General features: G+C 74.3%; 21 protein-coding genes. 11 read left to right on the plus strand and 10 right to left on the minus strand.

What is annotated here, in order from left to right; genetic code table 11:
* Nucleotides 1–30: 30 nt before the first annotated feature.
* Genes WCD41_RS23685 through WCD41_RS23695 form a run of 3 tightly spaced genes read right to left on the minus strand, consistent with a single transcriptional unit; the run spans nucleotide 31 to nucleotide 2830 of the window.
* Nucleotides 31–963, minus strand: coding sequence for a sulfotransferase family protein (locus tag WCD41_RS23685; RefSeq protein ID WP_337717095.1), 933 nt, complete (start codon nucleotides 961–963; stop codon nucleotides 31–33).
* Nucleotides 957–1934: a sulfotransferase family protein gene (locus tag WCD41_RS23690; RefSeq protein WP_337717098.1), complete on the minus strand. Its 978-nt coding sequence runs from the start codon at nucleotides 1932–1934 to the stop codon at nucleotides 957–959. The genes WCD41_RS23685 and WCD41_RS23690 overlap by 7 nt, the downstream gene beginning before the upstream one ends.
* The gene (locus WCD41_RS23695; RefSeq protein ID WP_337717100.1) at nucleotides 1931–2830 is read right to left on the minus strand and encodes a glycosyltransferase family 2 protein; all 900 of its coding nucleotides are present in this window, start codon (nucleotides 2828–2830) and stop codon (nucleotides 1931–1933) included. Before WCD41_RS23695 ends, WCD41_RS23690 begins: the two co-directional genes overlap by 4 nt.
* A gap of 111 nt (nucleotides 2831–2941) precedes the next feature.
* Here WCD41_RS23695 and WCD41_RS23700 point away from each other — a divergent pair, with 111 nt between their 5' ends.
* Nucleotides 2942–3727: a sulfotransferase family protein gene (locus WCD41_RS23700; protein WP_337717102.1), complete on the plus strand. Its 786-nt coding sequence runs from the start codon at nucleotides 2942–2944 to the stop codon at nucleotides 3725–3727.
* On the opposite strand, the gene WCD41_RS23705 is transcribed toward WCD41_RS23700, so the two are convergent.
* Entirely contained in the window at nucleotides 3663–4877 is a 1215-nt protein-coding gene (locus WCD41_RS23705) for an MFS transporter (protein WP_337717104.1), read from the minus strand. The two genes, WCD41_RS23700 and WCD41_RS23705, sit on opposite strands and share 65 nt — an antisense overlap.
* 73 nt (nucleotides 4878–4950) lie before the next feature.
* On the opposite strand from WCD41_RS23705, the gene WCD41_RS23710 reads away from it, so the two are divergent.
* Nucleotides 4951–5862: a LysR family transcriptional regulator gene (locus WCD41_RS23710; RefSeq protein WP_337717106.1), complete on the plus strand. Its 912-nt coding sequence runs from the start codon at nucleotides 4951–4953 to the stop codon at nucleotides 5860–5862.
* 21 nt (nucleotides 5863–5883) lie between these two features.
* Here the strand turns inward: WCD41_RS23710 and WCD41_RS23715 are convergent, their stop codons facing one another.
* Both WCD41_RS23715 and WCD41_RS23720 read right to left on the minus strand, forming a co-directional pair.
* The gene (locus WCD41_RS23715; protein WP_337717528.1) at nucleotides 5884–7440 is read right to left on the minus strand and encodes an acetolactate synthase large subunit; all 1557 of its coding nucleotides are present in this window, start codon (nucleotides 7438–7440) and stop codon (nucleotides 5884–5886) included.
* Between the two features lie 70 nt (nucleotides 7441–7510).
* On the minus strand, nucleotides 7511–8398 hold the full coding sequence (locus WCD41_RS23720) for a sterol desaturase family protein (RefSeq protein ID WP_337717109.1): 888 nt from the start codon (nucleotides 8396–8398) through the stop codon (nucleotides 7511–7513).
* Between the two features lie 67 nt (nucleotides 8399–8465).
* Between WCD41_RS23720 and WCD41_RS23725 the strand changes: the two genes are divergently transcribed.
* Complete coding sequence (locus tag WCD41_RS23725) at nucleotides 8466–9125, plus strand: TetR/AcrR family transcriptional regulator (RefSeq protein WP_337717110.1); 660 nt, start codon at nucleotides 8466–8468, stop codon at nucleotides 9123–9125.
* Complete coding sequence (locus WCD41_RS23730; protein ID WP_337717112.1) at nucleotides 9122–9886, plus strand: alpha/beta fold hydrolase; 765 nt, start codon at nucleotides 9122–9124, stop codon at nucleotides 9884–9886. Before WCD41_RS23725 ends, WCD41_RS23730 begins: the two co-directional genes overlap by 4 nt.
* A 34-nt stretch (nucleotides 9887–9920) precedes the next feature.
* On the opposite strand, the gene WCD41_RS23735 is transcribed toward WCD41_RS23730, so the two are convergent.
* Complete coding sequence (locus tag WCD41_RS23735) at nucleotides 9921–10079, minus strand: hypothetical protein (protein WP_337717114.1); 159 nt, start codon at nucleotides 10077–10079, stop codon at nucleotides 9921–9923.
* 255 nt (nucleotides 10080–10334) lie between these two features.
* Nucleotides 10335–10847 carry a Pr6Pr family membrane protein gene (locus tag WCD41_RS23740; protein WP_337717117.1) on the minus strand — a complete coding sequence of 171 codons (513 nt, stop codon included), beginning with the start codon at nucleotides 10845–10847 and terminating at the stop codon, nucleotides 10335–10337.
* Between the two features lie 79 nt (nucleotides 10848–10926).
* On the opposite strand from WCD41_RS23740, the gene WCD41_RS23745 reads away from it, so the two are divergent.
* From WCD41_RS23745 to WCD41_RS23775, 7 genes are all read left to right on the plus strand, one after another.
* Nucleotides 10927–11073, plus strand: coding sequence for a hypothetical protein (locus WCD41_RS23745; protein ID WP_337717119.1), 147 nt, complete (start codon nucleotides 10927–10929; stop codon nucleotides 11071–11073).
* A 147-nt stretch (nucleotides 11074–11220) separates the two neighbouring features.
* Nucleotides 11221–12252, plus strand: coding sequence for a VOC family protein (locus WCD41_RS23750; RefSeq protein WP_337717121.1), 1032 nt, complete (start codon nucleotides 11221–11223; stop codon nucleotides 12250–12252).
* On the plus strand, nucleotides 12249–13454 hold the full coding sequence (locus tag WCD41_RS23755) for a cytochrome P450 (protein WP_337717123.1): 1206 nt from the start codon (nucleotides 12249–12251) through the stop codon (nucleotides 13452–13454). The genes WCD41_RS23750 and WCD41_RS23755 overlap by 4 nt, the downstream gene beginning before the upstream one ends.
* Before the next feature lie 51 nt (nucleotides 13455–13505).
* A complete protein-coding gene (locus WCD41_RS23760; RefSeq protein WP_337717126.1) occupies nucleotides 13506–14429 on the plus strand; it encodes a LysR family transcriptional regulator in 924 nt (307 codons plus the stop codon).
* 105 nt (nucleotides 14430–14534) lie between these two features.
* Entirely contained in the window at nucleotides 14535–15650 is a 1116-nt protein-coding gene (locus WCD41_RS23765) for an FAD-dependent monooxygenase (protein WP_337717128.1), read from the plus strand.
* Nucleotides 15650–16666, plus strand: a complete 1017-nt coding sequence (locus tag WCD41_RS23770) for an SMP-30/gluconolactonase/LRE family protein (protein ID WP_337717130.1) — start codon at nucleotides 15650–15652, stop codon at nucleotides 16664–16666. The genes WCD41_RS23765 and WCD41_RS23770 overlap by 1 nt, the downstream gene beginning before the upstream one ends.
* Before the next feature lie 11 nt (nucleotides 16667–16677).
* Entirely contained in the window at nucleotides 16678–17820 is a 1143-nt protein-coding gene (locus tag WCD41_RS23775; protein ID WP_337717132.1) for an alpha/beta hydrolase family protein, read from the plus strand.
* Here the strand turns inward: WCD41_RS23775 and WCD41_RS23780 are convergent.
* Both WCD41_RS23780 and WCD41_RS23785 read right to left on the minus strand, forming a co-directional pair.
* Nucleotides 17756–18376 carry a hypothetical protein gene (locus WCD41_RS23780; protein WP_337717133.1) on the minus strand — a complete coding sequence of 207 codons (621 nt, stop codon included), beginning with the start codon at nucleotides 18374–18376 and terminating at the stop codon, nucleotides 17756–17758. The genes WCD41_RS23775 and WCD41_RS23780 overlap by 65 nt on opposite strands.
* A 66-nt stretch (nucleotides 18377–18442) precedes the next feature.
* Nucleotides 18443–19957: a serine/threonine-protein kinase gene (locus tag WCD41_RS23785; RefSeq protein ID WP_337717135.1), complete on the minus strand. Its 1515-nt coding sequence runs from the start codon at nucleotides 19955–19957 to the stop codon at nucleotides 18443–18445.
* Nucleotides 19958–19961 lie beyond the last annotated feature (4 nt).

Genomic DNA, 19961 nt, shown 5'->3' on the forward strand with positions numbered 1-19961 from the left:
GCCCACTCTGGCACGGGGCCGCCGCCGTGGTCACGGGTAGCCGACCAGCCCCCGTCCGACCGACGTGCGCCGGCGCAGGATCGCCGTCTCCCACGCGGGGAGGTCCTCGGTGAAGAACGGCGTGGTGACCGACGAGCCCACCCGGGGCAGGTCCGCGCGCAACGGCTCGTCGAGTCCGAGGAACGTGGTCAGCCGGGCCGTCTCGCCCGGGGACGACAGGTCCTCGTACCGCACGATCGTCGCCCGGTCCGACCGCCGGTCCGCGGTCACGAAGTCCCGCACGAGGCGGTCCCACATCCGCCCGAACGCGGACGGCCCGACGACCGGCGCCTCCGGGAACCGGACGTACCAGGGTCGGCCGGTGTGCGGGCGGTAGGAGCGCCACTGGTCGACCGGGTCCCGGACGAGGAGGACGAAGCGGGCGCCCGGGTAGAGCAGCATCAGCAGCTCGAGGCACTCGCGGCCCCAGACGTTCTCCTTCACCCCCCACCGCGCGCAGCCGTGCTCGGCGGCGGGGTGCCGCCACAACCGATCGAGCATCGCCCGCTGCGCCGCGAGGATGTTCTCCGTCGGCGGCGTCATGGTCGCCGTCCACTCCTGCGCCGACGGGACCGGGCTCCCCGCCGGCAGGGGGCGACCGCTGGACCGCCCGCCGCGCGGGTCCAGGAACGCCAACGACTCGGCCAGGCGCGCGACGATCGCGCCCTCGGTCCACGGCTCGCCCCAGACGAGCGTGCCCGGCGTCGCGTTCACCATCCGCTGCAGGTAGGTGGACCCGGTGCGCCACCCGGCGCCGAGGAGGAACACCGGGGCGTCCTCCGCGTCCGGTGCCGGCGACTCGGCGGCGAGCCGGGCGATGCCCGCGGAGACGGACGGTACGGGGGCGACGGCGCGGCGCACCCGCCCGACCGCGCGGCGGGCCAGCAGTCCCGGAGGACCGGACGAGCGCCGGCCGTTCACCATCCGCGGGCCTCCCCACCCCGCCGCCACCGGCGACGGGCACCGTCGAGTCCGTGCGCCGCGTAGAGCGGCGGGACCCAGAGGCGACGGGCCCGACGGGACACCTCGTCCCACCCCGACGTGTACCCGAGCTCGCGGGCGGTCGGCCCGAGGACGATCTCCGCCGCCCGGCGCCACCGGCGGTCGAGTGGCGCCCGTCCACCGCCGCGGAAGCCGTCCGGCTCCCCCACCCCGAGCGCCTCCATGCGCCGGTGCAGCCGTGGCTCGAACGCGAAGGTCGCGGCCGGCGCCGCTCCGGCCTCGGCGTCCACGAGTGCCCGGGGATCGTCGGGCAGCCCGAGGAAGGTGCGCACGTGCGCGAGCGTGCCGACCGGGTCGGCGCGCAGGTCCTCGTAGCGCAGCTGGTGGTAGCGGTCCGGACCGAGCGCCGCGGCCTGCCGGGCACCCTCGACGTGACGCCGCCACAGGCGTGCCGCGGCGACGGGGTCCGCCGGCGCCCACCCTCGTCCCCACCCGGCGGCCGCGTCGCGCAGCGAGGCCATGACGTCCCGCGGGTCGCGCACGATGTGCACGAACCGGGCGGCCGGGCAGACGCGGTCGACGACGTCGACGCAGAGGCTGTGCGCCGGGGTCTTCTCCACCACCAGCTCGGCCGACGGCTTGGTGGCGAGGGCCCGCGCGAGGAACCGCTCGACCAGGAGGCGCTGGGCGTCGAGCAGGTCACGCTCCTCGAGCAGGGTCGGCAGGCCGATCACGCGCCGCTCGTCCCCGGCGGTCGCGACCGCGTGCTCGAGACGCTCGACGTCGGCACGCCAGGCGCGCTGCTGGGGTGCCAGGTAGCCGCCGAACAGGTTCGACTCCTGCGGTGAGGCGACGTGAGGGCTGACGGCGAGCAGGCGTTGCAGCCAGGTGGTGCCGCTGCGCGGTGCGCCGAGCACGAGGCAGAGCCGCGGGGACCCGTCGTCGCCGGTCACAGGGTCACGCGTCCGCGCAGGATGTCCCGCGCCCCGTCGAGGTTGCCCTGCGCCACCGCCCGGTGCTCGCCCCGCGTGGCCGCCCGGCCGAGGACCGCGCCCGCCACACGCAGTCCCGTCTCCCCGGCGAGGCTCCACCAGAACGCGCTCCGGCGCATGCCGTGCTCCCGGTTCTCGACGACCCACCGGTGGCTGGCGGCGGTCCGGTGCCGCGCGAAGCGGCGGGCCGGCACGCGGTTGACCGAACTCCGGTCGTGGCGCGTCCACGCCGCGGCGCACAGGTGGAGCCGGTGCTCCCGGGCGAGCCGGAACGAGAAGTCCATGTCCTCCCCGAACGACGAGCCGGTCAGGCGCTCGTCGAAGCGCCGGTCCCCGATCGCGGCGAGCCGGTAGGACATCGCGAAGCCCGGGAGCCACGACGCGTCGCCCCCCTGTCCCCGCAGGTGCCCGAGGGTCGGGCGCCCGCTGGGCAGCACGGCCCCGGGCCGGGGCCCGTCGAGCTGGAACAGCCTCTTCAGCCACTGCCACCCCGCGCCCGGCCCGCCGTGGAGGACCCCGCCGACCCCGGCCACGTCGGTCGTCGCGAACACGTCCTCCAGCGCCTCGAAGTAGCCTGCCGGCGGCCGGCTGTCGTCGTCGATGAAGTGCACGATCTCGACCCCCGACGCCCGGGCCGTCTCGATCCCGCGGTTGCGCTGGTAGGCCAGGCTCGCCCGGTCGGAGCGCTGGTGGCGCACGAACAGGAACGAGCGGCACACCGTCGCGGTGGCGTCGTCGGGGCTCGAGTCCACGACCAGCACGTCGCGGTGCCCGCGGATGGCCGCGAGCAGGTCCGCGAGCTCCCGGACCTCCCCGGGCCGACCGTGGGTACAGACGACGATGATCGACGTGAGCACGAAGCGCGTCCTCCACGGCATCCGGCTGCCGACCGGGAGCCTAGCCACCGGTCGATGTGCAAGGCTCTGGACGGGGGTGTGCCCGATCTCGAGGACGACGGAGCGGCCAGCGTGACGGGACCGGCGCGTGCCGCTCTGCGCCGGGGCGCCGGCGTCGCCAGGACGCTGCTGCACGCCGCGGACGACCGTGTCGCCGGCCGCACGCGCCTGCACTTCCTGCACATCGGCAAGACGGGCGGCACCGCGATCAAGGCGGCCTTCGGCCGGTCCGACGTCGTCACGGCGACCCACCGTCTGGTGCTGCACGACCACGGGTTCGGCCTCGACGACGTCCCGCCGGGCGAGCGCGCGGTGTTCGTCCTGCGCGACCCCGTGTCGCGCTTCGTCTCCGCCTTCAACTCCCGCCGGCGGCAGGGCAGGCCCCGCTACGACGCCCCGTGGACTCCGCAGGAGGCGGCGGCGTTCGCCGCGTTCCCGACCGCCGACAGCCTGGCGCGGGCGCTCGACGACCCCCGACGACGCGGCGCGGCGCAGGACGCGATGCGCTCCATCCGCCACGTGCGCGACCCGTTGACCTCGTTCCTGGGGCCGCCCGACACCCTCCCGCTCGACCGGATCGCCCTGGTCGGCTCCGTCGTCGACCTCGACGCGTTCGCGCGGGAGCTGACCCGGCTGCTCGGTGCGCCGCCGGTGACGCTCCCGACCGATCCCGTGGCCGCGCACCGGGCTCCCCCGGACTCCGACACCGCACTGTCCGACCGTGGTCGGGAGAACGTCCGGCGGTGGTACGCCGACGACGTCGCGGTGATCGAGGCCCTGTCACCGTCCGGCGTCAGCGAGCCACGGACGTCCGACGCCGGGCGCGGCGGCCGTCGACGGTCGAGACGACGGTCATGATCACCGTGAGGGCGAGCGTCCCGGCGGCGATCGTCGACAGTGCCGCGTCGAGGGGAAGCGCGATCGTGAGGACGCCGGCGAGCAGGGCCGGGAGTCCGGCGCCGAGATAGAACGCGCAGTAGACGGCGGCGGCGGTGCGGCTGGCCCGCTGCGGTGGGGCCGTCGTGCTCACGATGGTGGTCGCTCCGCTGTAGAGCAGGCCGTTGGCGAGGCCCGCCACGACGCAGGCCACCACGATCGCCGCGAGGGAGCCCACGCCGAGCGCGAGGACCACGAGCGACACCGCCAGGGCGACCAGGCCCACGAGCTGGGCACGGCGGGGTCCCAGCGGGCCGACCGCCGGCACCGTCAGCGTCGACCACACCAGCAGCGCGCCGGCGAGACCTCCGGCCAGGAGCGGGTCACGGAGGTCGAGGAAGCGCTCGGCGACCGAGGCAATCAGGCCGAGGAAGAGACCGACCACGGCCCATCCGAGGAACCCGTTCACGGCGGCGACGACAAGGGCCCTCCGTGCGCTGCGGGTCATGGCCGGGCCGTCGGGGGACGCGGCCGACGACCCGCCGCCCGACGGGGACCGCACGCTGCCGAGCCCGACGAACACGATCGCGAGCAGCAGCAGGTCGACCCCGAAGGGCAGGAGGCCGGGTGTCGGCCCGTACCCGGTGAGCGCGCCCCCGAGGACGGGGCCCGCACCCGTGCCGAGGATGAACACGACGGCCGACACCCGGCCCGCGCGCACCTTGTCCGCCCCGCTGGTCGCCACCGCGACCCCGGCGCCGGTGATCAGCGCGAGCGCGACGCCGTAGGCGACCCGACCGAGGACCAGCCAGACGGTGCTCGTCGCGAGGGCGAGAGCGACGGACCCCGCAGCGGCGACGACCACACCGGCGCGCAGGACGCGACGCGGCGGGAACCGATCGCCCAGCGGGCCCAGCAGGTACACCGCGGGCACGCCGATCAGGGGATAGACCGCGTAGACGGCGGTCAACGTCATGTCGGTGAAGCCGAGCTGGGCCTGGTAGGCGGGATAGAGGGGGCTCGGGATGCCGGCGCCGGCGGCCGCGAGGGCGAGCAGCGCGAGCGCCCACCCCTGGGCGGCGCGGGACGCCGTCGGCACCGGAACCGTCGGCGAGGACACCGCGTGGGTCATGGACGCGACCCTCCGTCGGCGGGACCGTTCAGCACCAGCGCACGTGTCTTCACCGAGTGCGTAGCATCGCTACATGATCGACTCCCGACTGCGGACGCTGCAGCTCGTGGCCCACCACGGCTCGGTGACCGCGGCGGCCAAGGCGTTGCACTTCACCTCGTCCGCGGTGTCCCAGCAGCTGCGCGGGCTCGCCGACGAGCTCGGCGTGGCGCTCGTGCGCCAGGTCGGGCGGCGCATGGAACCGACGGCGGCGGGACACGTCCTGCTGCGCCACGCCGAGGTGCTGCACGCCGGGGCCGAGATCGCGCGCGCGGAGCTCGCCGGCACCGAGGACGCGCCGGGACGGATCGGCCTGTGCGGGTTCTCCACCGCGGCGTCGCGGTTCCTCGTCCCCACGGCCGCCGCGCTGCGTGACCGCTTCCCCGGACTGGCCATCCAGGTCATGGACGCCGAGCCGGAACGCTGCATCGACCTGCTGCTGGCCGGCGACTGCGACCTCGCGCTGCTCGTGGTCGACGACCGCGTCCCGCCCGGGACCGACCGGCGCTTCGAGCAGCACCCCGTGCTCGACGACCCGATCGACCTCGCCGTCCCGGTCGGGCACCACCTCACCGCCCGGTCCGAGGTGACGCTGCGCGACGCCGCGTCCGAGCAATGGATCACCTGCCGCCCCGGGAGCGCGTACCACCGCCTCACCCTCGCCGCGTGCCAGGCCGCGGGCTTCCGCCCGACCGTCGCCCACTACTCCGACGAGTGGGACACCGGCACGGCGCTCGTCGCCCACGGCTTCGGGATCTTCATGCTCCCCCGGCTGGCCCCGGACCACCGCGCCGGCGAGGTCGTGCGCCTGCGCCTGAGCGGGTCGGCGGCCCCGGTGCGCCGGATCGTGGCCGTCACCCGGGCGGGCGCTGCCGCGCAACCCGTCATCACCCACGCCCTGGCCTCGATCACGAGCGCTGCCGAGGCGATCTCCTCGGAGGCGTAGGCCGAGTGCAATCCCGGAGCCCTATCCCACGGCGGGGACGATCGCCTCGATGAGGTGCGGCCCCGGCTCGCTATAGGCCCACCGCAGCGCGTCGAGGAGGTCCTCGGACGTCTCCACCCGCCGCGCCGGGACGCCGTAGCCGGTCGCGAGCGCCACGAAGTCCGGCGTCGGGTCGGTGAGCGTCAGCATCCGTCCGGCGCGCCCGGAGTGGGCGGCCTCCCCGGCGCCGGTGCGCGCGAGCTCCACCCGGAGGATCGCGTACGCCGCGTTGTTGATCAGCACGGTGGTGACGTCGAGCTGCTCGCGCGCCTGGGTCCAGAGCGCCTGGAGCGTGTACAGGGCGCTGCCGTCGGCCTGCACCGCGACGACCGGCCGCTCCGGGGCCGCGATCGCGGCGCCCACCGCGGCGGGCGGGCCCTGGCCGATGGCGCCGCCGGTGAGCGCCAGCTGCGTGTGCGGGGCGGCGGTCTGCAGGGCCGGGGCGAGCACGGCCGCGGCCGTCAGCGACTCGTCGACCACGATCGCGTCCTCGGGGAGGGTCGCGGCGACCGCGGCGCACAGCGAGCGCACGTCCAGCGGCCCGGGCGCGGGCTCCGGCGCATCCCGCGGCGCCGGCGCGGCGACCGCGTCCGGGGCCACCTCATCGGCCAGGGCCTCCAGGGCGGCGGCCGCGTCGGTCGCCGCGTCGGCGAGGCCGACCACCGTGGCGCCGTCGGGCACGAGGTCGCCGGGGACCCCGGGATAGCCGAAGAACGACACCGGGGAGCGCGCGCCCGCCAGCACCAGCGACGACGCCCCGTCGAGCTGGTCGAGCGCCTGCTCGGCGAAGTAGGCGAGCTTGTCGACGCGGGGGCGGCCGGCGCCGGTGTCCCACCGCCGCGGGAAGGTCTCGACGAGCAGGCGGGCCCCGGTGGCGGCGGCGACGCGGCTCGCGGCGTCCATCGCGCGCGCGGTCAGCGCCGGGCCACCCAGCAGGATCACCGCGCCACCCGCGCGCACCGCCGTCGCGGCGCCCGCCACCCGGGAGGGCGCCGGCGGGAACGGGGCCGCGACCGGCAGGGCGGGGGCGGGCTCGGCACCCTCGGACCACGACACGTCGGCGGGCAGGACCAGCGTCGCGACCCGGCCGCCGCGCTCGGCGGCGGCCGCCACGGCGCGCACCGCGTCGTCGGCGACGTCGCGCACGTCGCCGCAGGTGTGCACCCACCCGGAGACCGTCCACGCCAGGGCGGTGATGTCGGACTCGAGCGGGGCGTCGTGCCGGACGTGGTCGGTGGCGTGGGCGCCGACGACGCAGACCAGCGGGGTGCCGGCCCGCCGCGCGTTGTGCAGGTTCGCCATCCCGTTGCCCAGCCCCGGCCCCAGGTGCAGCAGCACCGCGGCGGGCCGTCCGGTGAGGCGCGCGTGGGCGTCGGCCGCGCCGGTCGCGACGCCCTCGAACAACGTCAGGACGCCCCGCATCTCCGGGACGTCGTCCAGGGCCTGCACGAAGTGCATCTCGGACGTGCCCGGGTTCATGAAGCAGACGTCGACGCCCGCCCCGACCAGCGAACCGACCAGGGCCTCGGCGCCCCTCACGCGTCGCGCCAGTCGCGAGCGGCGGGCGGGGAGCACGGCGACGTCGTCATGCGCCCACCTCACACCACCGTCAGCGGCGCGGCAGGACCGGCTCCGGCGCCGGGCCACCGGACGGCTGCCACCCGGGCGGGCCCAGCACGTAGCCGAGCCGGTCGCGCCAGCGGCGCGCCGCCCGCACGTCGCGGGCGATGTCGCCGTAGTGCCCGTACTGCAGGGTGAGGATGTTGTACGTCTCGACCGGCGTGGTGAGCCCGTAGGACGGCCGCCGCTCCTCGGCGGCGAAGGTGCCGAACAGCCGGTCCCAGATGATGAGGATCCCGCCGTAGTTGCGGTCGAGGTACTCCGGGTCCCGGCCGTGGTGCACGCGGTGGTGCGACGGCGTGTTGAACACGTACTCGACCGGACGGGGGAGCTTGTCGACGAGCTCGGTGTGGACGAAGAACTGGAAGACCAGGTTCACGCCGAACGCGGCGTAGAGCGTCCACGGCGCGAAGCCGAGGAGCGGCAGCGGCAGCCAGAAGAAGAACTCGAACCACGGGTTCCACTTCTGGCGCAGCGCGGTGCCGAAGTTCATGAACTCGCTGGAGTGGTGCGCCTGGTGCCCGGCCCAGGCGATCCGCACGCGCTGACTGAAGCGGTGGTGCCCGTAGTAGCCGAGGTCGACCCCGAGCACGACCAGCACCCAGTACCACCAGGTGTCGGTGGGCAGGTGGAACGGGGCGAGGTAGACGTACACGGCGCTGAACGCGAAGAACGTGAGGATCTTGAACGCCGTCAGGAACACGAGCGACACGACGCCCATGGAGATCGACGCCCGCGCGTCCCGCAGGGCGTAGCCGCTGACCGAGTCGTCGTGGTCGAGCCACCGCAGCGCCGCGAGCTCGACGAGGATCGCCAGCACGAAGAACGGGGCCGCGTACGTAACCGGGTTCTGCATCGGGTCGAGCAGTGCGTCCATGACCCCTCCCACGATATGACCTCCGGGTAAGTTACCTCAGGGTCATATCGCGCGATAGGGTCGGATCGTGGCTCCGCGACCGAACGCCGGGACGAAGGGGGTCCCGCGCGCCGACCGGGAGCAGGAGATCCTGCGGGTCGCGTCGGTCGCCTTCGGCACCGACGGGTTCGCCGCCACGGGCGTCGCCGACGTCGCGCGCGCGGCGGGTATCTCCAAGGCGCTGGTCTACAGCTACTTCGGCTCGAAGGAGGGCCTGCACGCCGCGTGCCTCGCCGAGGCCGGCGGCCTGCTGGCCGCGGAGATCGAGCGGGTGGCCCGCGACGGCAGCGCCGGGGTCGAGCGCGGGGTGCGCACGCTGGCGGCGATGTTCGCCGTGCTCGACGACCGCCGCCACCTCTGGCGCCTCCTGCGCGACCCCTCGGCCGCGGTCGACGGGCCCGCGGCCGAGGTCGTCGCGCGGTACGCGGCGCGCATCGAGGCCCTCGCCCGGGAGGGCGTCCTCGAACTGCTCGGCGACGCCGGGATCACCGACGAGCTCGACGTCTCGGCGATGGTCCGCACCTGGCTCGGCATCGTCGACTCGTTCATGGACTGGTGGGTGGCCCACCCCGACCAGGACGCCGGGGAGATGACGCGGCGGGTCGCCCGGCTCGTGACGGCGCTGGCGGCCGACCACACCCGTCGCCTCGCCGCACGCACGCCGAGACGGGAGGATGCGGCGCCATGACGGTGGCACTGGTGCACGGCAATCCGGAGAGCGCGGCGCTGTGGGACCCGCTCGTCGCCGAGCTCGCCCGCGCGGGCGTCGACGACGTCGTCCGGCTCTCCCCGCCCGGCTTCGGCGTGCCGCTGCCGGCCGGCTTCCCGGCGACCGTGACGGCCTACCGCGAGTGGCTGATCGGCGAGCTCGAGCGCTTCGACCGGCCCGTCGACCTCCTGGGCCACGACTGGGGCGGCGGGCACCTCGTGACCGCGCTGATGGCGCGCCCCGAGCTGGTGCGCAGCTGGGCCACCGACGCGCTGAGCCTCTTCGAGCCGGACTACGTGTGGCACGACATGGCCCGGACCTGGCAGACGCCGGGTGACGGCGAGGCCCACCTCGACGAGATGCTCGGCGGGACCCCGGAGCAGCGGGCCGAGCAGATGGAGTCGTTCGGCATCGGCCACACCGAGGCCCTGCAGATCGCCGGCGTCCAGAACGAGGACATGAAGCAGGCGGTCATCGCGCTCTACCGCTCCGCCGCCCAACCGGCCATGGCCACCCTGGGCAAGGGACTGCCGACCCTGGCCACCCGCCCCGGCCTCGCGATCCTCGCCACCGAGGACCCCTTCGCCGGCTCCGAGGCGCTCCGCCGCCGCGCCGCCGAGCGCGCGGGCGCCGACGTCACGGTGCTCGACGGGCTGGGCCACTGGTGGATGACCGAGGACCCGGCCCGCGCCACGCGCGTGCTCACGGCCTTCTGGCGCGCCCGGGCCTGGAGCGCTTGACACCGCGACGCCCGAACCCGAGCGGGGTCACCCGTCACCGGCCGAGCCCGACGACCGCGGCCAGCTCCGGGGCGAACTCGTGGAGACCACCGACGACGTAGAAGGCCAGCAGCATCCCGAGCGACACCCAGCCGCGCAGCCGCGTCGGTCGTCGCGGGGTCGGGCGCGGGGCCGGACGGACCTGCTCGCTCATCACGAGACCTCCCGATGCCGGTCGACGGGGCATCGGCTGTCGGCGCCCGGGTCGGGCCGCACCGCCCGTCGATCTCACCGGTGGGACACGCGGCGACCGTCGATCGTCACCCGCACGACCGGGTGACGCTCCGCACGGCCGGACACCGCGGGCGGCGGGCGGGACCGTCCGCCCGTCGCCGCGACTCGAGCCACCGTCGGGTGTGGGTCGACCCCGCAGGGCGGCGCCTGACCGCCGCACCGGCCAGGAGGTCCGCTACGGCCTGCTCGCCGTCCGCGCCTGAGCGCCGTCGATGGCCTTGAAGATCAGCACCAGGACGACGGCCACCCCGAGGATGATCGCGGTGCTGGCGATCGACCGGGCGTACCCGATCTCGGCGACGTCCAGGAACGGGTAGGGGTACCAGCCGACCAGCGCGCCGCGGAGGAACGTGTAGACGATCCAGGCGAACGGCCAGAGGAACGCCCAGGCCATGGTGCTGCGGTCGATCCGGGGGCGCGGGCCGAAGAGCAGCCACCCGAGCAGGGTCGCCCAGGGGGCGATGTAGTGGAAGCCGATGGTGGCGACGAGCTGCCATCCGCTGGGGTGGACGTAGTCGATGAGGACCAGGTCGAAGACCAGACCGGTGATGACGATGCCCAGCAGGGCGTCGAGCCGCAGGATGCGCCAGATCCGCCCGTCCCGACCGGGGTCGGCCACCAGCGTGACCGCGACGATCAGCACGAGGATGTTGCTCTGGATGGTGAAGTAGCTCAGCGTCTGGATCATCCGGGTGGCGATCCCGACCGAGGCGACGGTCTCGCCGGTGTTGGGGTCAGGGCCCCCGGTGAGGATGAGCCCCAGCTGGATGACCAGGGCGGCGGCGACGTCGACGGTGATGAGCAGGTGCCAGAGCCGCGAGGCGGTGCCGGCCCGCCGGGGCGACGCGGTCGCCGGGGTGCTGGTGTCGGTCTTGGTGACCCGGACTCTTCACGAGGGCGCCGACGAGTGGTGAGCGGTTGACCCGAAAGGGGCCGCGGACACATCGACCACGACGATGCCAGGAATCGACAACAACTGTTTCCGGCGATGCGGGGCCCCGACCTAGCGTTCCCGGCATCATCGGCGATCCGCCGAGCCCCGCGTGCACGGGAGGAACGGCATGCCCAGGCTGCTCAGCCATCTGATCTCCCTCGAGATCACGAGCCCGGACGTCGAGTCGTCGGTCGCGTTCTACGTGGAGCGCTTCGGTCTGCGGGTCGTCGACCGGGCCGACGGGAAGGTCTACCTGCGCTGCTGGGGCGACCACTATCGCCACAGCGTGGTCGTCGCCCCCGGTCCGGACGCCGGGCTCGCGGACATGACCTGGCGGGCGGACAGCGCGGGCGCCCTCGACGAGCTCGTCGGGCGCGTGGAGGCGGCCGGCGTCCACGGGGTATGGCGCGACGACCTGCCTGCTCAGGGCCGGACCTTCACGTTCGTCGGCCCCTTCGGGCACCGGATGAGCCTGGTGTGGGACGTCCCGCCGTTCACGGCCGAGGCGGGCTTCGAGTCGACGTACCCGGACCGGCCGGAGCGCCGCAGCAGCCACGGCGCGGCGCCGCGGTTCCTCGACCACGTGACCATCGCGGCCTCGGACGTACGCGGATTCGCGCAGTGGTACTCCGACGTCCTCGGATTCCGCGTCATGGCGTTCACCGATCTCGAGGACGCGCCGGTCACCGTCTTCTCGGTGCTGACCACCAACGAGAAGTCGCACGATCTGGGAATCGTGATCGACACGTCCGCGACGGCGGGCCGCGTCCACCACATCGCGTTCTGGGCGGACCACCCGGAGGACCTCCACCGGGCGGCCGACATCCTCATCGAGAACGGGACGCCCATCGAGTACGGGCCGTCGGTCCACGGCATCGGCGAACAGAGCTTCCTGTACTTCCGGGAGCCGAGCAGCCTCCGCGTCGAGCTCAACTCCGGCGGCTACCGCAACTACGTGCCGGACTGGCGCCCCCGGACGTGGCAGCCCTCGCAGGGGTCGAACGACTTCTACCGCAACTGGCACATGCCCGACTCGATGATGGACGCGTTCCCCTCGGCGGCCGGGATGGCGGGCACCGAGGACGGGGTGTCGCCGCAGCTGCACGAGGACCTCAGCAACCCGTGGGCCGCGCGGACGCCGGAGGTGAACCCGCGATGACGACGATCTCGGGGCCCGCGGCGGGGTCCGCGTTCGATCCCTTCGCCGCCGAGCAGCGCGACGACCCGTACCCCTCCTACGCCGCCCTGCGCGACGAGTCGCCCTGCGTCCGTCTCGATCGCTACGGCGTCTGGTTGATCTCCCGGTACGACGGCGTCGCCGCGGTCCTGCGCGACTGGGAGACGTTCTCGTCGGCGCAGGGGGCGGGCCTCGAGCCCGTCGCCACGCCCGAGGAGGGCGGCGTCATCCTCTCCACCGACCCGCCCGACCACACCCGCGTCCGCCGCGCCGTCGCCCGGGACTTCACCCCGAAGGCCATCGGCGCGCTGGAACCGCGCGTGCGCGACCTCGTCGGCACGGCGTTCGAGCGCGTCCTGACCGGAGCGGAGGTCGACTGGATCGCGCAGGTCGCGCAGCCGGTGCCGACGACGGTCATGGCCGAGCTGATGGGCTACCCCGACCGGCACCGCGACGAGTACTGCCGGTGGGCCTCGACGATCTTCGACTCCATGGGGTGCCCGGCCGGCGGCGCGACGCCCGCGCTCGCAGAGGCCACCGGCGGCCTGTTCGGCTTCGTGGCCGGGATCGCCGCGGACGGCGAGTACGTCGCCGAGGGGTGGGCCGACCGGATCGTGCAGGCGGGCGCGCAGGGCGAGCTCGGCCAGGGCGAGGTCGTCTCCCTGCTCGGCGGGATCCTGGTCGCGGCGATGGACACCACGGTGAACATGCTGGGCAACCTCGCGCACGCCCTCGCGACGCACCCGGAGCAGTGGGCGCTCCTGGTGGAACGCCCCGAGCTGGTGCCGTCGGCGATCGAGGAGGTCCTCCGGTTCGAGTCGCCGATCCAGCCGGGGTTCTTCCGGGTCACGACCACCGAGACGACCGTCGCCGACGTCACGCTGCCGGCGGGGTCGCGCGTCATGGTCGCCTTCGGCGCCGCCAACCGGGATCCCCGGCAGTTCCCGGATCCGGACGCGTTCCTCGTCGACCGGAGCCCCAACGACCACCTCGCCTTCGGACGCGGCGTGCACTTCTGCCTGGGCGCGCCGGTGGCCCGGATGATCGGGCGGGTCGTGCTCTCCGAGCTCGTCGCGAACGCGGCGGAGATCCGTCTCGCGGGGCCGTCGGTGCGCAAGACGAACCGCATGCTCCGCGGGTTCGACAGTCTGCCGCTGAGTGTCCGAAATCGATCACGTCGATGACCGGGCCGCGATCGCGGTAACGTCGTCGCCCGCGGAGGAGGGGGGCCGGCGATGGACCGCGACTCCCTGCTGCCGCAGCTGGACCTCAACCTGCTCGTCGCGTTCGACGTCCTGATCGCCGAGCGCAACGTCACGCGGGCCGCGGAGCGGCTGTCGGTGGGGCAGCCCGCGATGAGCGCGTCGCTGGCGCGGCTGCGGAAGTTCTTCGACGACCCGCTGCTGGTGCGCGAGGGCCGGGCGCTGACCCCGACGCCGACCGCTCTCGAGCTGGTCGGGCCCATCCGCGACGCGCTCGACACCATCGAGTCGACGGTGCGCGCGACCCGGGAGTTCGACCCGCGGACCGACCATCGGACCTTCGCGCTGATGGCCAGCGACTACGTGCTCCTCGTGCTGCTGCGCCCGCTGCTCGCCCAGCTGGAGGCGGAGGCGCCGAAGCTGCGCCTGAACGTGCGGCCGGCGACCTCCGACTCGGACGAGCGCCTCGCCCGCTCGGAGTTGGACCTGCTGATCCTGCCCACGGAGCTCGCGTCCCGGAGCGCCGAGGTGCGGTCCGCGCCGCTGTTCACCGAGCGGTTCGTGGTCGCGGTCGACCGCGACCACCCCGACGTCGGCGAGCACATCACGGAGGAGCAGTTCCGGACGCTGCCGTACCTCGCCTACGACGGCGCGCCGGGCGTCACGATCAGCGAGCTGCGGCTGCGTCGCCTCGGCATCGACCGGCACGCCGACGTCCACACCCAGAGCTTCGTCATCCAGCCGCTGATGCTGCCCGGCACGCGCCTGATGGCGCTGCTGCACGAGCGTCTCGCCACCTACTTCGCGTCCCACCTCCCGATCCGGCTGCTCGACCCGCCGTTCGACGTCCCGCCGATGACCGAGGCCATGTTCTGGTCGCCGCGGACCGACGCCGACCCGGCACACCGCTGGCTGCGTGACCGCATCCGGCGCGCCGCCGCGGCCATGGACGGCTGAGCTCATCGATCGATCTCGCTGATGATCCGCATCGACACGCGTCGCTACCTGCCCTCCCCCCGGCGCCCCTAGCGTCGTCGGCACAGCCGCCGAAGGAGGATCGCCATGACGAGGGCACTGGTCGTCGGGGGCGGGATCGGTGGGCTCGCCACCGCCACCGCGCTCGCCTCCCGGGACATCGACGTCGAGCTGGTCGAGCGCGAGTCGGAGATCCACGCGCTCGGCAGCGGCATCACGCTGATCGGCGCGGCGCTGCGGGCGCTGGAGCGGCTCGGGGTCTACGACGAGTGCGCCGCCGCCGGCTACGCCATGGACGACTTCGAGCTCTTCGACCCGGCGGGCCGCCCGATCACGCGCTTCCCGCTGCCGAAGGCGGTCGGCACCGACCACCCCGGCATGGTCGGGATGATGCGACCCGAGCTGCACCGCATCCTGCTCGCCCACGCCCGGCGGGCCGGGGTCACGATGCGCACGGGCACCGCGGTCGCCGGCGTCGAGCACCACTCCGGCTCCGCGACGGTGACGCTCGACGACGGCGGGAGCTCGCGGTACGACCTCGTCGTCGGCGCGGACGGCCTACGTTCGACCGTGCGCCGGCTCGTCGTGGGCGACGTCCCGATCCGGTTCCTGGGCCAGGGCATCTACCGGGTCGTACTACCGCGGCCGGAGGCGCTGACCACGGAGTGCCAGCTCGTCGGCCACCCCGAGACCACCGTCGGCTTCACGCCCACCGGGCCCGACAGCATGTACATGTACGTCCTCTTCCCGATCGACGAGGCCTTCCGACCGGACCCTGACGCCGCGGCCGCCGTCCGCGCGCGTCTGGCGCCCTTCGGCGGGTTCGGTGCGACGGCACGCGCCGCGGTCGACGAGTCGACGCCGATCAACTACACGGTCTTCGAGAACCTCCTCGTCGCCGAACCGTGGCACCGCGACCGTGTCCTCGTGCTCGGCGACGCGGCGCACGCGACGACCCCGCACCTCGCGGCCGGCGCCGCGATGTGTCTCGAGGACGCCGTCGCCCTCGGCGAGGAGCTCGGCGCCGGGGCGGGCATCGACGACGGCCTGCGCACCTTCGCCAAGCGCCGCTTCGACCGGTGCCGGTACGTCGTGGAGACCTCGGCGCAGATCAGCTGGTGGGAGACGCACCCGGGCACGCCCGGCGCGGACCACGCGGGGCTGATGGGCCAGGCCTTCGCGCAGCTCGCCCAGCCGTTCTGATGGCCGCGAACCCGCTCCTGACCTGGGAGTTCGATCCGGCCGCCGTCCGGAACGTCGGCACCGACCTGCAGCGCCCGGAGTGCATCCTCGCCGAGCGCGACGGCACGCTGTGGACCGCGGACGCGCGCGGCGGCGTCGTCCGCATCGCTCCCGACGGCACGCAGGACCTCGTCGCGGCGCGCCCGTCGGAGCACTTCGACCCCGACCACGACATGGCCGGGAGCCTGCTCTCCGGCACGCTGCCCAACGGCCTCGCCTTCACCGCGGGCGGCGACTTCCTGATCGCCAACTTCGGCACCGACGCCCTCGAGGTCATGGACCGGGACGGCACGGTGCGCACCCTGCACGACACGATCGACGGGCAGCCCCTGGGCAAGGTCAACTTCGTGCTCCGGGACCGCCGCGGCCGCATCTGGATCACGGTGTCGACGAAGGTCAACCCGTGGAGCGAGGCGATCGGCCGGCACGTCGCCGACGGGTACGTCGCCGTCCTGGACGACCGCGGCCTGCGCGTCGTCGCCGACGGCTTCGCGTTCACCAACGAGATCCGTTTCGACGCCGCCGAGGAGTGGCTCTACGTCGCCGAGACGACCGGCAAGCGCGTCAGCCGCCTGCGCATCGCCGAGGACGCATCCGTGCTGGAGCGCGAGGTGTTCGGGCCGAGCTCGCTCGGCGACGGCGTCGTCGACGGCATCACCTTCGACCGCCACGGCAACCTCTGGGCGACGATGATCTTCGCGGACCGGCTGGTCGCCCTCACACCCGAGGGCGAGCTGCTGGAGCTGTTCTGCGACGGCGACCCCGAGGCCACCGCGGCCTTCGAGAAGGAGTTCGCCGCCGGTGAGGCGGTGAGCTTCGAGACGCTGTCGCGCACCGGCGGCACCCTCGCCCCCTGGCTCGCCAGCGTCACCTTCGGCGGCCCGGGCCTCGACCAGGTCTACCTCGGCAGCCTGCGTGGGACGACGCTGCCGTGCTTCCCCTCGCCCGTCCCCGGGCTGCCGCCGATCCACTGGTGAGAGGACCTGCCGTGTTCGAGGTGTTCCCCGGCAACTACGTGTGGAACCTGTCGGTCAACATCGCACTCAACACCGGCGCCCACATCAGCGAGGTCGACGAGGCCTGCGCGCCCGTCCTCGACGCCGCCCGCGACGGCGAGGACGCGGGAACCGAGCTGTTCTTCCGGTCCTGGACGGCCGTCGCCGACCGCCTCACCGAGCTCGCCCGCGAGGACGAGGCCGCCGGCCACCCCCTGTCGGCCGGCGCCCGGTACTACCGCGCCGCGGTGCACTACCTCACCGCCGAGCGCCTGCAGAGCAGGCACTACGCGCCCCGTCGGACGGCCTACCGCGCGATGCTCGACGCGTTCGGGAAGGCCATCACGCTGGACCGGCGCGGCACCACCAGGGTGGAGATCCCGTACGGGGACACGAGCATGCCCGGGCTGTTCGTCCCCGCCGAGGGCGCCGGCGGGCCCTCGCCCTGCATGGTCTTCACCAACGGGCTGGACAGCACGAAGGAGATGGTCCACGGGTCCGGGATCGCGCAGGAGCTGGCGCGGCGGGGCGTGTCGACCCTGATCGTCGACCACCCGGGCAGCGGGGAGGCGCTGCGGCTGCGGGGGCTGACCGGACGGCACGACAGCGAGCACTGGGCCGGTCCGTGCGTGGACTGGCTCGAGGCACGCGACGACGTCGACGGCGACCGCGTCGGCATCATCGGCTGGTCGCTCGGGGGCTACTACGCGCCGCGCGCCGCCGCGTTCGAGGAGCGCTTCCGCGTCTGCGTCGCCTGGGGGGCGAACTACGACTGGGGCGAGCTGCAGAAGCGTCGCCTGGCCCGCGAGGGCGACCGCCCCGTGCCCCACTACTGGGACCACGTCCAGTGGGTGTTCGGCAAGGACACCCTCGACGAGTTCATGGCGTTCGCCCCGTCGATGAGCCTGGTCGGGGTCACCGAGAGGATCACCGTGCCGTTCCTCGTGACCCACGGCGCGAACGACCGGCAGATCCCCCGCGAGTACGCGGTCGCCCAGTACGAGACGGCGGTCAACAGCCCGCGGCGCGAGCTGACGTGGTTCACCGCGCGGGAGGGCGGGGTGGAGCACGTCAGCGCCGACAACATGCCCGCCGCCACCGGCTACATCGCCGACTGGATCCACGACGCGCTCTGACGTCGAGCGGAGCACGAGGGATGCCGCCGTGCCCGCCGATCAGCTTCGCCAGGTAGACCGGGCCGAACCAGCGTGGTCCCGTGCGGGTCGTCGCGCCGTCGACGACCGCGGCAGCGGTGGCGACGATGTTCGCCACGGTGCGGCGGGACGCGCTCCGGGCGCAGAGGACCTCCAGCGCCCCGGTCGCCGCCACGGCCGCCGCGTAGCGGGACACCGCGCGCCGCCAGCCGCCCTGCCGGGTCAGGGGCAACGCGAAGGGGTGGAGGTGGAGGAGCACGAAGGTCAGGCGCGCCCGCGGGGACGAGCGCGCGTACTGCCGTCGGGTGGGCGGTAGCTGGAAGGTCACCAGCCCGCCCACGAGGTCGGCCGCGACGAGTCCGTCGAGCAGGCCACGCCCCGGACCCACCCGACCCGTCGCGCCCAGACCGGCGGCGACGCCACCGGCGAGCGCGCTGCCGAGCACGGCCGCGGAGGCGCCGGGGCCGAGCGGGCCGACGAGCCGCGTCCACCCGTCGGCCGGTCCTGCGCGGGCAGTGGGGCGAGCACGACGAGTCACACCCCGGACGCTAGGCGCGCGATCGCCCGAGCACCCTGGGGTTGACCGCACAGCAGCACGTCGCGGTCACGTCGGTGGACCCTGGTTCTCCAGCACTCCGATGAGCGGGGCGTCCGGTCGTCCGGGGACCTCGTACTGGTAGCGCAGGACGTCGCCGAAGCCCGCCGTCGTGAGGGTGAACGTGCGCCCGGAGCAGAAGTCGGCGCCCACCTCGATGATCTCCTCGAGCGTGATGAGGGTGCCCTCGGGAGACACCGCCCGTAGCTCCACCCGACCGGAGCACTGCTCACCGGAGGTCAGGCGCGTGCGGATCCGACCCGTGCTCGTCCCCGCCACCATGACGATCGTGACGGTGTTGCCGGGGTCCGCGTCGTCGGTGAGGTCGGCGACCAGGCCCGACCACGTCCCGGCGTAGTCGTCGGGGAACTCCGGCGGCGGTGACACGACCGTCGTCGACGGGGGCACGGCCACGGGCGCGACAGCCGGCGCCGCCCCCGCCGCCGAGGATCGGCCGGTCCCCGTGACACCGGCCAGCACGGCCGCCGCCACCGCGACGGCGAGGACGAGCGCCCCGACCACGACGGCGGGCCCGCGCCACGCACGTCGCGGCGTGGGGTCGTCCGCCGTCGGCCGAGGCGCAGGACCCTCGGTCTCGGCCCGGGCCACGTCGACGGGCACGGTGGCGCTCCGATCGGAGTCCGGACCGTGACGCGTCGGTGACGACGGCTCCCCGTCCGCGAACTCCTCGACGACCGGCACGGTCAGGGCTTCCCCGCGCATCCGCTGGACGTCGCGCAGGGACCGGGCGAACGCCGCAGCCCCGGTCGAGCGGCGGCGATCGTCGTCGGTCAGCGCCGCCTGCAGGGTCGGCACGAGCTCGTCGGGGATGCCCATCGCCGCGAGATCGGGGGGTTCCCGACGCACGATGCGCGCGATGAGCGCGGCCGCTCCACCGTCACCGACCTCGTCGACGAAGGGCGGTCGCCCGCTGAGCAGGCACACCAGCGCCGCGGCGAGGGACCAGACGTCGGAGGCGGGTGACGGGGCGCGCGCCTCCAGCACCTCCGGCGGCGCGTAGGGCAGGCTCGCCGTGACCATGCCGGAGGTGGTCCGGGACCCGCCCGCGAGCCGGGCGATGCCGAAGTCGGCCAGGACCGGGTCGCCGAACCGGGACCGGAGGATGTTCGCCGGCTTGACGTCGCGGTGCAGGACACCGGCCCGGTGCGCCGTCTCCAGCGCTCCCGCCATCTGCACGCCGATCCGCAGGACCTCGGCCACGTCCAGGTGGCCCGCCCATCGGTCCAGCGAGCCGGCCGGCAGGTACTCCATGACGAGGTAGGGCTCGCCCTCCGGGGCGAAGCCGCCGTCGTAGACCGTGACGATGTGCGGGTGGTGGGCCAGGCTGCCGAGGGCACGGCGTTCGCGGTCGAACCTCATCCGCACCCCGTCCGGCGCGCCGCTGAGGTGCACGAACTTGACCGCCACGACCTGGTCGAACGCGATCCGGCGGGCGCGGTGGACGGTGGCGAAGCCGCCCGAACCGATCGGCACGAAGTCGGCGTAGCCGGGCAGCCGCGGCACCGCG

Origin of the sequence: Actinomycetospora aeridis, from assembly GCF_037400275.1 — a bacterium.
In the GTDB taxonomy this organism is placed as follows: domain Bacteria; phylum Actinomycetota; class Actinomycetes; order Mycobacteriales; family Pseudonocardiaceae; genus Actinomycetospora; species Actinomycetospora aeridis.

Coding starts and splice junctions, on each gene's coding strand:
- WCD41_RS23705 (WP_337717104.1), bottom strand. CDS start 4,877: ATGACCCACGCGGTGTCCTCGCCGACGGTTCCGGTGCCGACGGCGTCC.
- WCD41_RS23710 (WP_337717106.1), top strand. CDS start 4,951: ATGATCGACTCCCGACTGCGGACGCTGCAGCTCGTGGCCCACCACGGC.
- WCD41_RS23745 (WP_337717119.1), top strand. CDS start 10,927: ATGACCAGGGCGGCGGCGACGTCGACGGTGATGAGCAGGTGCCAGAGC.
- WCD41_RS23760 (WP_337717126.1), top strand. CDS start 13,506: ATGGACCGCGACTCCCTGCTGCCGCAGCTGGACCTCAACCTGCTCGTC.
- WCD41_RS23755 (WP_337717123.1), top strand. CDS start 12,249: ATGACGACGATCTCGGGGCCCGCGGCGGGGTCCGCGTTCGATCCCTTC.
- WCD41_RS23720 (WP_337717109.1), bottom strand. CDS start 8,398: ATGGACGCACTGCTCGACCCGATGCAGAACCCGGTTACGTACGCGGCC.
- WCD41_RS23765 (WP_337717128.1), top strand. CDS start 14,535: ATGACGAGGGCACTGGTCGTCGGGGGCGGGATCGGTGGGCTCGCCACC.
- WCD41_RS23730 (WP_337717112.1), top strand. CDS start 9,122: ATGACGGTGGCACTGGTGCACGGCAATCCGGAGAGCGCGGCGCTGTGG.
- WCD41_RS23770 (WP_337717130.1), top strand. CDS start 15,650: ATGGCCGCGAACCCGCTCCTGACCTGGGAGTTCGATCCGGCCGCCGTC.
- WCD41_RS23750 (WP_337717121.1), top strand. CDS start 11,221: ATGCCCAGGCTGCTCAGCCATCTGATCTCCCTCGAGATCACGAGCCCG.
- WCD41_RS23740 (WP_337717117.1), bottom strand. CDS start 10,847: ATGATCCAGACGCTGAGCTACTTCACCATCCAGAGCAACATCCTCGTG.
- WCD41_RS23685 (WP_337717095.1), bottom strand. CDS start 963: ATGGTGAACGGCCGGCGCTCGTCCGGTCCTCCGGGACTGCTGGCCCGC.
- WCD41_RS23735 (WP_337717114.1), bottom strand. CDS start 10,079: ATGAGCGAGCAGGTCCGTCCGGCCCCGCGCCCGACCCCGCGACGACCG.